Consider the following 14,791-nt stretch of genomic DNA (forward strand, 5'->3'; position numbering starts at 1 on the left):
GGGCAGGAATGGGGCTGAACCCGCTTTCTGCCGTGGTGCTGGACGCCGGCGGGCATGTCATCGCCTTCGAACGCCAGGACGGGGCCAGCCCGGGGCGGTTCCAGATCGCGCAGGGCAAGGCCTATGGCGCGGTGATGCTGGGCATGCCGGGCAGCGCACAGATGGCGCGCGCTGAGGCACAGGCCTATTTCATCGCCGCCGCCAACGGCGCCTTCGGCGGCCAGATGATCCCGGTGCCGGGCGGCGTATTGGTCAAGGATTCCAAGGGCCGCGTGATGGGGGCGCTCGGCGTCACCGGCGACAGCTCGGACAATGACGCGACTGCCGCGAAAGCGGGCGTCGAGGCCGCCGGGCTGGTCGCCGAGGTCTGAGCCACCTTTCGAAACCTCTGCTGCTGCACTATGTTGCGGTGCAGCAGCAGCGAGAAAGAGGTTTTCATGGCCCGCCCCGTCGTCGGCATCATCGGCAACCAGCACCTTCTGAACGAGACCTACCCGGCCCATGCGGGCGGGGAGATGAACACCGAGGCCGTGGCCTGCGTCTCGGGTTGTCTGCCCCTGCTGATCGCCGCCGACCCGCGTTTCGTCTCGGTCGAGGAGCTGATGCAGGTCTGCGACGGCTTCCTGCTCACCGGCGGGCGGCCCAACGTGCATCCCGAGGAATACGGCGAGGAGGCCACCGAGGCGCATGGCGCCTTCGACCGTGCCCGCGATGCCATCGTGCTGCCGCTGGTGCGTCAATGCGTCGAGCGCGGGCAGCCTTTCCTGGGCATTTGCCGCGGCTTCCAGGAGGTCAACGTGGCGATGGGCGGCACGCTCTATCCGGAGATCCGCGATCTGCCGGGGCGAATGAACCACCGCATGCCTCCCGACGGCTCGCTCGAGGAGAAGTTCGCGCTGCGCCACAAGGTGACACTGGCCGAGGGGGGGCGGTTCCACAAGCTTTTCGGCAGCACCGAGGTGATGACCAACACGCTGCATGGGCAGGGCATCAAGCGACCCGGCAGCCGCATCGAGATCGAGGGCTTTGCGCCCGATGGCACGCCCGAGGCAATCCACGTGAAGGGGGCCGCGGGCTTTACCCTGTCGGTGCAGTGGCACCCGGAATGGGACGCGGCCAACGATCCGGTGTCGCGGCCGCTGTTCGAGGCTTTCGGCGACGCGGTGCGCGACTTCGCCGCCACGCGGCGCGAACCGCAGCGCATCTCGGCCTGATCCGCGCCGCAGGACGCCGCTTGCGCCAGAGCAAGGCGGAAAGCTGACCGCGCTGCTAGGCTTGCCCCGAACCCGGGGAGAGGAGCCTCAACATGCGCATTCTGATTGCTTACGCGACCACCGAGGGGCAGACCCGCAAGATCTGCCGTTTCGTCAGCGACCGGCTGGTGGCGGCCGGGCACAGCGTCGAGCTGCTCAACGTCACCGATGCGGAAGGGCTGGAGCCCGCGCGGTTCGACGCTGTGGTGCTGGCGGGATCGGTGCATGTTGGCGCGCTGCAGCCGGAGCTCATCGCCTTCGCGCAGGCGCACGCGGACGTGCTGTCGCGGCACCCGGTGCTTTATCTTCAGGTTTCGCTGGCGGCGGCGGGTCAGGATGCCGAGGAGTGGCAGGAGCTGCGGGAGATCGCCGACAAGACCGTGGCGGGCTTCGGCTGGAGGCCGGGGCGGATCGAGCAGGTGGCCGGCGCGTTCCGCTTCGCCGAGTACGATTTCTTCAAATCCTGGGCGATGCGCTGGATCGCCTCGCAGCATGGCCAGAAGGTCGATCCGAAGGCCGACCGGGAATACACCGACTGGGCCAGGCTTGCAGAGGCGGTGGACGGATGGGCCGCGACGGCCGCCGACCGGCGCTGAGATCCGTCGCGGCTCAGGCGGCGATCAGCTTGAGCCCGTCGCGCCAGTCGAGCAGCGAGCGCACCTCGTGGCGGCGCAGGCAGCGGCGCGCGGTCGGACCGAAGCGGTCGGGATCGGAGCGCAGCCCGGGCAGGGTGGCGAAAAGGCTGGCGCGGCTCTCTTCGGACAGCGTCTCGAGCCCGGTGCTGCCGAGGTGGAAACTCTCGGTCGGCAGGCCCTCGGCCTCGATCACGTGGTGACGATCGAGCAGCAGATGGATGTAGGTGACGGTTCCGCCGGGAAGAAACTCGGCCGCGCCGTACTCGGCCAGAAGCGCGGCGCTGACAAAGACCTCGCGCTCTCCGAAGAGCAGCTCGGCGCGGTAATCGCTCAGCAACATGCGGTGCTGGGGGGAAACCAGCAGGGGGCGGCTGCCGCCGGGCACCTGTACCGGGGCAAAGCTGCCGGTGGCGCTCACCTCGCGGGCGCCGACCCAGCGCAACGGCTGGGGCCCCGCGTCGCGGGTGATCAGCAGGTCGCCGGGGCGCAGCGCCTCGACCGGGCGCAGGCCGGTGGCGGTGCGGATCAGGGTGCCGGGCGTGAAGCAGATGATGCCGTCGATGTTCGAAAAGCTGACGGTGGTGCCGTCGAACATCTGCGCCGTGCCGGTGAGCTCGCCGCCGGTGCTGTCGGTGATGTTGAGCGTGGTGCGGTCGACCAGCCCGTTGAAATCCAGCCTGTCGCCACCGCTCTGCCCGGTGGTGCGGCCCTCGACAAAGATCGTGCCGCCCGGCGTCTCGCCGAGGTCGACGAGGCGGAACAGGTCGTCGCCATCGCCGCCATCGACGGTGTCGCCATGCGAGACATCGATGGTGTCGTTGCCGGCACCGGCATCGATGCTGTCGCCGCCGCGCCCGCCGGAGATGCTGTCATCGCCGTCACCGCCGAGGATGGTGTCGACCCCGTCGCCGCCGAACAGCGTGTCCGCGTCGCCGCCGCCATCGATGGAATCGTCACCGCTGCCGCCGTCGAGCCAGTCGCGCCCGCCGAGGCCGGAGATCGTGTCGTTGCCGTCGCGCCCGAAGATTGCGTTGGTCCAGTAGCTGCCGTCGGCATCGATGCCATGACCGTCATAGCCGGTCAGCGAGTCGTCGAATGCTGAGCCGTAGATGCCGTCGACCCGGCCCCAGTGCAGGTCGCCCTCGGCATCACCGCCGGAGAAGGTCCCGTTGCTCAGGTTGACGGTCACCGCCGCGTCGGACGACTCGTAGCTGACATAGTCCAGACCCATGCCGCCATCGAACGTGTCGGCGCCCGCGCCGCCCACGAAGGTATCCGACCCCGCACCGCCATAGAACAGGTCGTCACCGTCACCGCCGACGAGGCTGTCGTCGCCGTCGCCACCATCGAGCGTGTCGTTGCCGGCCTCGCCATACAGCGTGTCGTTGCCGGTGCCGCCGAGCAGGCTGTCATTGCTGCCGTCGCCGGGAATGGCGGAGAACTGAAGGTCGGTGACCCAGATGCCCTGGGTGCTGGTGCCGCCATTGGCGTAGATGATCTCGACCCGGGAGACCGGACCCGCGATCTCGATCAGGGCCGATCCGGCTGCGTCCGAAGGCTCGTCCTCGGTTGCGCCTGCGGTGATGGTGTTGCCCGACAGCGTGTCGCCGGGATCGAGGGTGAAGCTGACCGCGACCGGGTTGCCATCGGCATCGTAGGCGTTGACCGTGACGACATCGATGTGTCCGGCATCGGCCCAGTCGATATCGTTGATGCGAAACGCGAGGTTCTCGACCGCGTCATCGGCGCCCGAGCTGTCGGCGGCGGTGAAATCGATGGTGGTGGTCGAGGTGGCGCCATCGCCATCGCCCATGAGGAACAGCGCGTGCGTGGTCGAGAAGGTCTCGTCGCTGGCACGGTACTGCGGGAAATCGGTGTCGACCTCGAACCGCGGCAGGTTGTCGCCATCGCTGGCGAAGGAGAAGGTGACATCGACATCGCCGGTGTTCTGGGTGAACCCGGCGGAGACGTCGGTATCGGTGGGGCTGACCGCTTCCCACGACATCGTCTCGACCGGGCGATCGAGACCGCCGTAATCGCCGTAGATCAGGTCGTTGCCGCTGCCGCCGTCGATGGTGTCGCTGCCCATGCCGCCGTGGACGGTGTCATTGCCATCCCCGGCCGCGACGGTGTTGTGATTGCCAAGCTCGGTGCTGTCGACCGACTGGCCCTGCGCATCGCCATAGGCGAGGTCGATGCTGTCGCCGCCGCTGGTGCCGTCGATCACGCCGTCGTCGTAATCAGCATAGCTGAAGGCGGCGTCACCTGCGGCGGCATTCGATTCGCTGTCGTAGGCCACGACCTCGTAGCTCCGGCCCGCGACGAGAGGCTGCTCGGAGAGGGTGTAGCTGCCCGCGGCATCGCCGGTGTCGGTCGAAAAGCGCACGACCTCGAAGGTTTCGCCGGTGACGGTGTCGCGCAGGGTCCAGACATCGGCCGCATGCACGCCGCTGCCGGTGGAACTGCCCGAGGGGGTGGTGACATCGGCGGTGGCGGTCTCGCCCCCGGCAGCGCTGTCGTCGAGCGTGAGCTCTTCGACACCGGCCTCGTTGTCGGTGATGATCGCGCGGCCCTGCCTTGCGGAGGGGCCGCTCCAGACGAAGCTCTGGCCATTCGTGGTCGGAATGGTCCCAGTTGGGTCGAAAAGATAGAAATCGACCGTGTACGTCGCCATGTTCGCTGCCCCACTCGTACTGCTCGCGGTCCGATTCTGCGCGGACCTGTTTTTACCCCGCTTTGGTTAACGAGGCGCGATGTTCTTATTTGGCTTCAAATATGACGGAAATGTGGCGGAAGAAAATTTGTTTCAAATATATCATTCAGTTGCGACACACTCTTTACGTGTGCCGCCTGCCTGAGACGGGGGCGCAGGGGAGAGCGGCAGCCACTGCCGAACGCGGGGGTGACACACCGGGTGGGACCTGTCTCAGCTCGAGAACGTCACGCTGCGGTTCAGCGGCAGGCTGCGATGCCGGGTGCCGGTCAGGTCAAAGAGCGCATTGGCCAGAGCCGGGGCCGCTGGCGGCGTTCCGGGCTCTCCGATGCCGCTGATCCAGCGCTGGGTCTCGAGGATGCGGGTTCCGACCTGCGGCATCTGCGGCAGGCGCAGGGCATCGTAGTCGTAGAAGTTCTCTTGCTCGGCCATGCCGCCCGAGAAGGTGATCTCGCCCATCATCGCCGCCGAGAGACCATAGACCAGCCCGCCCACGAGCTGCTGGTCGATGATGCCGGGATCGAGCGCCACGCCGACATCCGCCGCCATCCACGCCCGGGGGATGCGGATGCCATCCTCGCTTTCGGCCACCTCGATGACGCAGGCCACCGGGGTGCCGAAGCTGAAGCACATGGCGACGCCGCGCCCGGTGCCCTCGGGCTTGTCGGGCCAGCCCGACATCTCGCGAACCGCCTCGAGCACCCGGGCCGCCGGGCGCCACGCGTCGTGGGCGAGGGTGAGGCGGAACTCCAGCGGATCGGCCCCGGCAGCATGAGCCATCTCGTCGATAAAGCTCTCGTGGAAGAAGCCGTTGTAACTGTTGCCGACCGAGCGCCAGAACCCCACCGGCACCGTCAGATCAGACGCGATGTGGCCGCGGGCGCGGGCGTTTGGGATGGCGTAGGGCTGGTTCCAGAGACCCTCCACATGCACCTTGTCGGGCCCCGGCGGCGCGAACCCCATCCAGCGCTCGAGCGCCTGCCGCGCGGTCGAGGGGCCGGCAACGGCGGCATCGAAGAGCACGGCCCCGCCATCCTGCACCGCACCGCGCATCCGGGCGATGGCGGCGGGTCGGTAGAAATCGCGGCGCATATCCTCTTCGCGCGACCATGTGGTCATCACCGGCGTGCCGGGCAGGGCCATGGCGACCCGGGTGGCGAGGACCGAGAAGTCGAGCTCGCCGCGCCGCCCGAAGCCGCCACCCATTTGGGTGGTGTGCACGGTGACGCGGCTTTCTGGCAGGCCCGCGGCATCGGCGCAGGCGCTGCGGGTGAAGGTGGGCAGCTGGTTGCCGGTCCAGATCTCGAGCCCACCTGCGGTGATATGAGCGGTGGCGTTGAGCGGCTCCATGGTGGCGTGGGCGAGGAACGGCACGCGGTATTCGGCGGTGATCTCGGTGGCACCTTCGGGCAGGCTGTCGGCGTTGCCACGATCGAGCAGGGTGCTGTCGGGGGCGCGCTCGAAGGCGGCCTCGATCTCGCGCATGATGGCGTCAGTGGTCTCGGGGTAGGGCGCGGGCGCCCAGTCGACCTCGATGGCGTCGACCGCTTGTTGGGCGAGCCAGGTGTTGGTCGCGATCACCGCGACGCCGTCGCCGAGATCGACCACCTTCTCGACACCGGGCATGGTCTCGGCCGTCTCGGCATCGAAGCGCTGCATGCCCGCGCGGCGCGGTGACATGCGGATGGCGGCGAAGCGCAGCCCCTCGGGGCGCACGTCGATGCTGTATTCCGCGGTGCCGGTGGATTTCGCCACCATGTCGAGGCGGGGCAAGGGCGTGCCGAGCAGCGTCCACTCGGAGGGATCGCGCAGCAGCACCTCGCGCGGGGCGTGGTAGCGGGCCTCGGAGGCCAACTCGGGATAGGGAAGGCGCTGGCCGTCCGGTCCGATCACCGCGCCGTCTTGGGTGGTCAGCAGGCCGGGATCGGTGCCAAGACGCGCGGCGGCGGCGGCCTTGAGCATCTCGCGCGCCGCGGCCCCGGCGGCGCGCATGCGCTCATAGCCATCCTTCATCGCCGTCGAGCCTCCGGTGACCTGCATCCGGAGCGGCTTGCCCAGCGTGCCCATGGCTTCGCCCACCGCGTGCTGGAACGCGCTCTTGCCATAGGCCGGGCCGGGAGCGTTCTCGGCCATCAGGGCGCTGTTGTAATAGGCCTGCGCCGGCGGCCCGTGCAGCACGCGGACCTGATCCCAGGCGAGGTCCATCTCCTCGGCGATCAGCGCGGCCCAGGTGGTCTGGGTGCCCTGGCCCATCTCGGCCCGGGGCGCGATCAGGGTGACGCCTTCACGGTCGATCAGCACGAAGGGGTTGAGCGTGGTCTGGTCGGGCTCGGGGCGCAGCGGATTGGTGCCGGGGCTGCGCAGGTACCAGACCCCGAGCGCGACGCCGCCGGCGATGGCCACGGAGCCGAAGAGAAAGCTGCGGCGGGCGATGGTTCCGAGACGCGACATGGCTCAGCTTTCCATGCCGGCGGCGGCGCGGATCGCGGCGCGGATGCGGGGATAGGTGCCGCAGCGGCAGAGATTGCCAGCCATGGCGGCGTCGATGGCGGCATCGTCGGGCTGCGGGGTCTCCGCAAGAAGGGCGGCGGCCTGCATGATCTGGCCGGACTGGCAGTAGCCGCATTGCGCCACCTGATGGTCGATCCAGGCCTGCTGGAGCCTGGTCAGGTCGTCGGGTGTGCCGAGGCCTTCGATGGTGGTGACATCGCCCCAGACATCGCCGAGCGGCACCTGGCAGGAGCGCACCGCCTCGCCGTCGATCTGCACCGTGCAGGCGCCGCAGGCGGCGACGCCGCAGCCATACTTGGTGCCGGTGAGGTTCAGCGCGTCGCGCAGCACCCAGAGCAGGGGGACCTCCTCCGGAAGATCGACCTCGTGCGCGGTTCCGTTGACGGTGAGCGTGGCGGGCATCGCGGCCTCCTCTTGCCGGGTGCGGTCCATGCAGTGTCGGAGAACCTTGCGGTGGCGTCAATCGCAGGCTGGGCTGACGCTGCGACCGCAAGCGGGCGGTGCGCCTGCGGCGCGCAGGTCTTGTCGCCTTGCGGCCCCTTGGGCCGCCGTCTCCGGGCGCTTGGGCTGGGTGACGCCTTTGCCCGGGGTCGTGGTGTGTGGTGGGTGCTCGGCCGTGAGTATTTCTCGACGTGAAGAAGATGGGGTGTGGGCGCTTCGGGGGCGCTGCCGCGCGGGCGATGGAGGGGCTGTTGCAGCGGTGGCGGCGGTGTGGGGCATCGAGGCCGGCGGGGCAGGTTGGGCCGCCACGGCCTCCACGCGCGTCAGGTGACGCGTTTGCGGCGCTGGTACTTCGGCTGATCCCAGAGTGCGCCGCGCAGGATCCGCGCCAGCACCTCGACCGCCTCGTGGATCTCGGCCTCGCCGATATAGAGCGGCGTGATGCCGAAGCGCAGGATGTCGGGGGCGCGGAAATCGCCCACCACGCCGAGATCGATCAGCGCCTGCATGATGGCGTAGCCATGCTCCGACCGGAACGAGACCTGACTGCCGCGGGCGGTGCCGTCGCGCGGGGTGGCGAGGCGCAGGCCGGGGCAGTGGGTCTCGACCTCGTCGATCATCAGCGCCGTGAGATCGAGCGAACGCCGGCGCAGCTTGGCCATGTCGACCTTGTCCCAGATGTCGAGCGCCGCGTCGAGCGCCGCCATCTGCAGCACCGGCGGGGTGCCGACGCGCATGCGCTCGATGCCCTCGCCGGGGCGGTAGCCCTGCTCGAAGGCGAAGGGCGAGGCATGGCCGAGCCAGCCGGCGAGCGCCGGGTCGGCCTCTTCCGCGTGCTCGGGGGCTACGTAGATGAAGGCCGGCGCGCCTGGGCCGGCATTGATGTACTTGTAGGTGCAGCCGACGGCGAAATCCGCCTTGCCGGCAGTGACATCGACCGGCACCGCGCCGGCGGAATGTGCGAGGTCCCAGATCGCCAGCGCGCCCATCTCGTGCGCCTTGGCGGTGAGCGCCGCGACGTCGTGGCGGCGTCCGGTGCGGTAGTCGACCTCGGTCACCAGCAGCGCCGCGACCTCCTCGGTGATCGCGTCCTCGAGCTCGTGCGGGGCGACGAGGCGCAGTTCGTGGCGATCGCCAAGCAGGCGGATGAGCCCTTCGGCCATGTAGAGATCGGAAGGGAAGTTGCCGCGGTCAGACAGGATCACCCGGCGCTCGGGGCGCAGTTGCAGCGCCGCGGCGAGGGCCTGGAAGACCTTGATCGAGAGCGTGTCGCCGACCACCGTGTGGCCCGGCGCGGCGCCGATCAGGCGGCCGAGACGGTCTCCGAGGCGCTTTGGCATCTCCATCCAGCCGCAGGTGTTCCAGCCGCCGATCAGGTGTTCGCCCCATTCCTCGGAGAGCATGCGCTCGAGCCGGGCGGGGGTGGATTTGGGCAGCGGGCCCAGCGAGTTGCCGTCGAGATAGATCAGCCCCAGCGGGATGTGGAACTGCTCGCGGGTCCAGGCGAAATCGGTCAAAACTCTCCTCCGGAAATCTGGATGGCCTGACCGTCGATGCTGTCGGAGCCGGGACCGCAGAGCCAGAGCGCGGCGCTGGCGATGTCCTCTGGCGGGATCAGACGGCCATGGGGGTTGGCGGACTGCACGAGGGCGGTGGCCGCGTCGCGGCCGAGCCCCTCTCGCTGCATGACGCGGGCGATATTCTGCCGGGCGATGTCGGTCTCGACATAGGCCGGGCAGAGCGCGTTGAAGGTGACGGGCTGGGCGAGATGATCGGCGGAAAGGGCGCGCATCAGCCCAACCAGCCCGTGCTTGGCGGCGACGTAAGGAGCTGCGCGTTTCATGCCCTTGACCCCGGCGATGGAGGAAATCGCAATGACCCGGCCCCAGCCGGCCTCGAGCATGGCGGGCAGCACCTCGCGGGTGGTCAGGAAGGCGCCGTCGAGATTGGCGGCGAGGCTCCGGCGCCAGTCCTCGAGCGAGATGTCCGGGAACTGGGCGGGGCGGGCGAGGCCGGCATTGGCGATCAGGATCTGGACCGGGCCGCGGGCGGCGGTGGCCGCCGCGATGCCCGCACGCACCGAGGCCTCGTCGGTCACGTCCATCACCTGCGGATGCAGCGGCGCGCCTGCCGCCTCGAGCACCTCGGCGCGGCGTCCGCAGATGGTGACGCTGGCGCCGGCCTCGGCAAGGGTGCGCGCGATCGACAGCCCGATCCCGGTGCCGCCGCCGGTCACCAGCGCGTGTCGTCCCTCCAGCATTCCGCCCCCGTCTCATGTGGTCGCGCGACCCTGACGCGGTTTCGCGTCGCAGGCAAGATGCGGGATTGCCGCTTGTCTAACCTATGCGCATCTGTGAATGTGTTGGCCAATCCAAGGAGGAGGAGATGTCATGCGGCTCTCGATGACGATTGCAGGCGTGCTGCTGGCCGGGGCGGCCGCGGCGCATGAGGATATTGCGGATCTTTATCCGCAGTCCGAGCTTTACAGCAAACCGGTGGAATTCATTCCGCATGTGTGGAGCGCCATCGGGGCGACGGCGCCGCCGACCTATGAGAACTCGGGGCACAACAACAATCTCAGCTTCATCGAGACCGGCGACGGCGTGGTGGTGATCAATGGCGGCGCCTCGGTGCGGCTGGCGAAGGCGCTGCACGACGAGATCAAGGCGGTCACCAACCAGCCGGTGAAGCTGGTGATCAACGAGAACGGGCAGGGGCACGCGGTGCTCGGCAATGCCTACTGGGCCGGGCTCGGGGTCGATGTCCTGGCGCATGAGGATGCCATCGAGGTGGTCGAGAAAGATGGCGATTTCATTCTGCAGGGCATGCAGAGATACAACCAAGACAAGGCCGACGGCACGGCGATCTCGGTGCCGAACTTGTCCTTTTCCGACAATTACACGGTCGAGATGGGGGATGTGACCATCGAGGTGCTGCATCTCGGTCCGGCACACGATCCGGGCGATGTGCAGGTCTGGATCCCGCAATGGGGCATTGTCATCGCCGGCGACATCGCCTTTCACGAGCGCATGCCGCCGATCTTCGCCGAGACCTGCACGAGCTGCTGGATCGAGACCTTCGACGGCCCGTTCACCGATCTGGGCGCGACCTACGTGATCCCCGGCCACGGGCACCCGACGAACATGGCGCAGGTGACGCGCTACACCTCGGATTACCTCAAGGATCTGCGCGCCAAGATCCGCACCCATATCGACGAGGGTGGCGATCTTGCCGGTGCGTTCTATGTCGATCAGTCGAACTGGGCGCGGCTCGACACGTTCGAGGAACTGGCCACCAAGAATGCCGGGCGGGTGTTCGAGGAAATGGAATGGGAATGACGCGCCGCGGGCACGCAGAAGACTGAAGGCGCCGGCGCAAGGCGGCATAGGCAAAACGAGGGAGCGGCGCCGGGCCTCTTGACCCGGCGCCGCTCTTGTCGCCTCTTGGCGTTGGTTGTGCAGAAAGAGGGCTGGACGCTCGCGTGATACGGAAGTGGATCGATATTCCGCCGGTCTGGTTGCTGGCTTTCCTGTGCCTTGCCTATTGGCAGGCACGCAACCACCCCGTGGGTCTGAGCTTTGGCCCGGTCTGGGCGGATCTGCTCGGCGGGCTGTTCGTGGGTGGCGGGCTGCTGCTGGCGGCCCTGGCGCTGATCGAGCTGCGCCGAAACCGCACCAGTTTCATGCCGCATGACGAGGCGGCGCAGCTTGTCACGGGCGGTGTCTTCAAGCTGTCGCGCAACCCGATTTACGTGGGGGACGTGATGATCCTGCTGGGGATCATCCTCTATCTCGACGCGGTGCTGTCGCTGGCGCTGGTTCCGATCTTTGTCTGGGTTGTGGAAAAGCGCTTCATCGAGAAAGAAGAGGTGCGATTGCAGCGAAAGTTTGTTGCGCGTTACGTCAGATACTCGCAACAAACGAGACGGTGGCTTTAAAATCACGGTGGAATGTGATTAACCGGCGCGACCACATTGTGAGCCGCGGGCCTGCAGGATAGACCCGGGGCATACGGCTTGTGCCGCAACGTAACGAAAGACCTTAGGAACCAAGGGGGATCCAAGACGTGAAGATCGGAACGCCAAAGGAGTTGGCGGCAGGAGAAAACCGGGTTGCGATGACGCCGGAGTCGGCGCTGCAGCTTCAGAAGCTCGGCTATGACTGCGTCATCGAAACCGGGGCGGGCGTGAAGGCAGGGTTTGCCGACGCCGCCTATGAGGAAGCCGGCGTCGCCGTCGTCGACGGGCCGGATGCGCTCTGGTCGCAGGCCGACATCATCGCCAAGGTGCAACCGCCGAGTGATGAGGAAGTTGGCCGCCTGAGCGCCGACAAGACCCTGATTTCGTTCTTCTGGCCGGCCCAGAACGAAGAGCTGATGAAAGAGGCGGCCGACAAGGGCGCCAGCGTCATCGCCATGGACATGGTGCCGCGCATCAGCCGCGCCCAGAAGATGGACGCGCTGAGCTCGATGGCCAACATCGCGGGCTACCGCGCGGTGATCGAGGCGGGCAACAATTTCGGCCGCTTCTTCACCGGGCAGGTGACCGCCGCCGGCAAGGTGCCGCCCGCCAAGGTGCTGATCGTCGGCGCCGGTGTGGCCGGCCTCGCCGCCATCGGCACCGCCACCTCGCTGGGCGCCATCACCTACGCCTTCGACGTGCGTCCGGAAGTGGCGGAGCAGGTCGAGTCAATGGGCGCGGAGTTCGTCTATCTCGACTTCGAGGAAGAGCAGGCGGACGGCTCGAGCTCCGGCGGCTACGCCTCCGTGTCTTCGCCGGAATTCCGGGAAGCGCAGCTGGCCAAGTTCCGTGAGCTGGCACCCGAGATGGACATCGTCATCACCACGGCGCTGATCCCCAACCGCGAGGCGCCCGAGCTCTGGACGCCGGACATGGTCGCGGCGATGAAGCGTGGCTCGGTGATCATCGACCTCGCGGCCGAGAAGGGCGGCAACTGCAAGCTCACCGTCAAGGACGAGAAGATCGTCACCGACAATGGCGTGACCATCGTCGGCTATACCGACTTCCCCTCGCGCATGGCAACGCAGTCCTCGAGCCTCTACGCCACCAACATCCGCCACATGATGACCGACCTGACGCCCGAGAAGGACGGCACGGTCAACCACAACATGGAGGATGACGTCATCCGCGGCGCGACCATCGCGCACAAGCATGACGTGACTTGGCCGCCGCCGCCGCCGAAGACCAAGGCGATCGCAGCGCAGAAGCCGAAGGAAAAGGCGCCGGAACTGACGCCGGAAGAGAAGCGCGCGGCGGAAGTCGCGGCGTTCAAGGCCCAGACCAAGCAGCAGGTCACCTTGCTGGGCATCGGCGGCGTGCTGCTGCTGGCGGTGGGCCTCGTGGCCCCCGCGAGCTTCATGCAGCACTTCATCGTGTTCGTGCTGTCGGTGTTTGTCGGCTTCCAGGTGATCTGGAACGTCAGCCACTCGCTGCACACCCCGCTGATGGCCGTCACCAACGCCATTTCCTCGATCATCATCCTTGGCGCGCTGATGCAGATCGGCTCGGGCTCGTGGCTGGTGATCCTCCTCGCCGCCGTCTCGGTCTTCATGGCCGGCATCAACATCTTCGGCGGTTTCATGGTCACACGGCGCATGCTCGCCATGTTCCAGAAGTCGTAAGGGGAGGCCACAGACATGGAATTCGGATTCACTACGGCGGCCTATGTGGTCGCGGCAGTCCTCTTCATCCTCTCGCTCGGTGGCCTTTCGGGGCAGGAGAGCGCGAAACGCGCCGTCTGGTACGGCATCGTCGGCATGGCGCTGGCGGTGTTCGCGACGCTGATCGGGCCCGGCTCGGGCCTGTGGCTGCTGTCGATCATCCTGATCGCGGCGGGGGGCATCATCGGCATCTACGTGGCCAAGAAGGTCGAGATGACCGAGATGCCGCAGCTTGTCGCGGCGATGCACTCGCTCGTCGGTCTGGCGGCGGTGTTCGTGGGCTACAACGCGCATTTCACCATGAAGGCCGTGACCGGCCCGGATGCCGCCGAGGCGCATGGCGCCTTCGCGGAACTGGTGGCCCACAAGGCCCCGGTCGAGCTCAGCATCCTTTCGGTCGAGCTCTTCCTAGGCGTGTTCATCGGTGCCATCACCTTCACCGGCTCGGTCATTGCCTATGGCAAGCTGGCCGGCAAGGTGAGCTCGGCGGCCAAGAAACTGCCCGGCGGCCACATCCTGAACGCGGCGGCGGCGGCGATCTCGCTGCTCTGCCTGTTCTGGTACATGGGCACCGGCGGCTTCTTCCCGCTGTTCCTGATGACGCTTTGTGCGCTGTTCATCGGCTATCACCTGATCATGGGCATCGGCGGCGCCGACATGCCGGTGGTGGTGTCGATGCTCAACAGCTATTCGGGCTGGGCCGCGGCGGCGATCGGCTTCTCGCTGGGCAATGACCTGCTCATCGTGGTCGGTGCGCTGGTGGGCTCCTCGGGTGCCATCCTGTCCTACATCATGTGCAAGGCGATGAACCGCTCGTTCATCTCGGTGATCCTTGGCGGCTTCGGCGGCACCGCCGGTCCGGCAGCGGAGATCGAGGGCGAACAGGTGGCGATCGACGCCGATGGCGTGTCGACGGCGCTTGATGAGGCCGACAGCATCATCATCGTGCCGGGCTACGGCATGGCGGTGGCACAGGCCCAGCAGAACGTGGCGGAACTGACCCGCAAGCTGCGCGCCAAGGGCAAGGAGGTTCGCTTCGCGATCCACCCCGTTGCCGGTCGTCTGCCCGGGCACATGAACGTGCTGCTGGCCGAGGCCAAGGTGCCCTACGACATCGTGCTCGAGATGGACGAGATCAACGAGGACTTCCCGGAAACCGACGTGGTCATCGTGATCGGCTCGAACGACATCGTGAACCCGGCGGCACAGGAGGACCCGAACTCGCCGATCGCCGGCATGCCGGTTCTGGAAGTGTGGAAGGCGAAGCAGGTCTTCGTGTCGAAGCGCGGCCAGGGCACCGGTTACTCGGGCATCGAGAACCCGCTGTTCTACAAGGACAACACCCGCATGTTCTATGGCGACGCCAAGGCATCGGTGGGCGATCTCCTGACCCGGCTCGACTGATCCGGTCACTTGATCGATGGGCCCGTGAGGGCGCATCCCGCGGGCGCGGCACGTGAAGGTGCCGCGCCGTTTTTTCTTGCCGGCGGGGCGGCGCTATCATCAAGCGTTAACAGGTGCTTGTAAGGCGGCGTTCGGTGCGGAAACTTGACCCGACG

At 67.4% G+C, this 14,791-nt stretch carries 12 protein-coding genes; 7 read left to right on the forward strand and 5 right to left on the reverse strand.

What is annotated here, in order from left to right:
• Positions 1 to 8: 8 nt before the first annotated feature.
• The 3 genes from R2601_RS00755 to R2601_RS00765 all read left to right on the forward strand — a co-directional run bounded on the left by R2601_RS00755 (position 9) and on the right by R2601_RS00765 (position 1,849).
• Positions 9 to 371, forward strand: a complete 363-nt coding sequence (locus R2601_RS00755) for a GlcG/HbpS family heme-binding protein (RefSeq protein WP_007792091.1) — start codon at positions 9 to 11, stop codon at positions 369 to 371.
• A 66-nt stretch (positions 372 to 437) separates the two neighbouring features.
• Positions 438 to 1,214, forward strand: a complete 777-nt coding sequence (locus R2601_RS00760) for a gamma-glutamyl-gamma-aminobutyrate hydrolase family protein (RefSeq protein ID WP_007792094.1) — start codon at positions 438 to 440, stop codon at positions 1,212 to 1,214.
• Between the two features lie 92 nt (positions 1,215 to 1,306).
• Positions 1,307 to 1,849, forward strand: a complete 543-nt coding sequence (locus R2601_RS00765) for a flavodoxin domain-containing protein (protein ID WP_007792096.1) — start codon at positions 1,307 to 1,309, stop codon at positions 1,847 to 1,849.
• Between the two features lie 13 nt (positions 1,850 to 1,862).
• On the opposite strand, the gene R2601_RS00770 is transcribed toward R2601_RS00765, so the two are convergent.
• The 5 genes from R2601_RS00770 to R2601_RS00790 form a co-directional block, all read right to left on the reverse strand.
• Positions 1,863 to 4,562, reverse strand: coding sequence for a Hint domain-containing protein (locus tag R2601_RS00770; protein ID WP_007792098.1), 2,700 nt, complete (start codon positions 4,560 to 4,562; stop codon positions 1,863 to 1,865).
• 252 nt (positions 4,563 to 4,814) lie between these two features.
• Complete coding sequence (locus R2601_RS00775) at positions 4,815 to 7,052, reverse strand: xanthine dehydrogenase family protein molybdopterin-binding subunit (RefSeq protein ID WP_007792101.1); 2,238 nt, start codon at positions 7,050 to 7,052, stop codon at positions 4,815 to 4,817.
• Between the two features lie 3 nt (positions 7,053 to 7,055).
• A complete protein-coding gene (locus R2601_RS00780; RefSeq protein WP_007792104.1) occupies positions 7,056 to 7,514 on the reverse strand; it encodes a (2Fe-2S)-binding protein in 459 nt (152 codons plus the stop codon).
• Positions 7,515 to 7,876: 362 nt separating this feature from the next.
• Positions 7,877 to 9,070 carry a kynureninase gene (gene kynU / locus R2601_RS00785; RefSeq protein WP_007792106.1) on the reverse strand — a complete coding sequence of 398 codons (1,194 nt, stop codon included), beginning with the start codon at positions 9,068 to 9,070 and terminating at the stop codon, positions 7,877 to 7,879.
• Positions 9,067 to 9,813, reverse strand: coding sequence for an SDR family NAD(P)-dependent oxidoreductase (locus tag R2601_RS00790; RefSeq protein WP_007792109.1), 747 nt, complete (start codon positions 9,811 to 9,813; stop codon positions 9,067 to 9,069). The genes kynU and R2601_RS00790 overlap by 4 nt, the downstream gene beginning before the upstream one ends.
• A gap of 130 nt (positions 9,814 to 9,943) precedes the next feature.
• On the opposite strand from R2601_RS00790, the gene R2601_RS00795 reads away from it, so the two are divergent.
• The 4 genes from R2601_RS00795 to R2601_RS00810 all read left to right on the forward strand — a co-directional run bounded on the left by R2601_RS00795 (position 9,944) and on the right by R2601_RS00810 (position 14,636).
• Positions 9,944 to 10,891 carry an MBL fold metallo-hydrolase gene (locus tag R2601_RS00795; RefSeq protein ID WP_007792112.1) on the forward strand — a complete coding sequence of 316 codons (948 nt, stop codon included), beginning with the start codon at positions 9,944 to 9,946 and terminating at the stop codon, positions 10,889 to 10,891.
• Between the two features lie 146 nt (positions 10,892 to 11,037).
• Complete coding sequence (locus R2601_RS00800) at positions 11,038 to 11,490, forward strand: methyltransferase family protein (RefSeq protein WP_040544996.1); 453 nt, start codon at positions 11,038 to 11,040, stop codon at positions 11,488 to 11,490.
• A gap of 128 nt (positions 11,491 to 11,618) precedes the next feature.
• Entirely contained in the window at positions 11,619 to 13,193 is a 1,575-nt protein-coding gene (locus R2601_RS00805; RefSeq protein ID WP_040544219.1) for a Re/Si-specific NAD(P)(+) transhydrogenase subunit alpha, read from the forward strand.
• Positions 13,194 to 13,208: 15 nt separating this feature from the next.
• Positions 13,209 to 14,636 (forward strand): NAD(P)(+) transhydrogenase (Re/Si-specific) subunit beta, encoded by a 1,428-nt coding sequence (locus R2601_RS00810; protein WP_007792119.1) that lies wholly within the window; start codon positions 13,209 to 13,211, stop codon positions 14,634 to 14,636.
• The last annotated feature ends 155 nt before the right edge of the window (positions 14,637 to 14,791 follow it).

The sequence above is a fragment of the Salipiger bermudensis HTCC2601 genome (assembly GCF_000153725.1).
GTDB classification, from domain to species: Bacteria; Pseudomonadota; Alphaproteobacteria; order Rhodobacterales; family Rhodobacteraceae; genus Salipiger; species Salipiger bermudensis.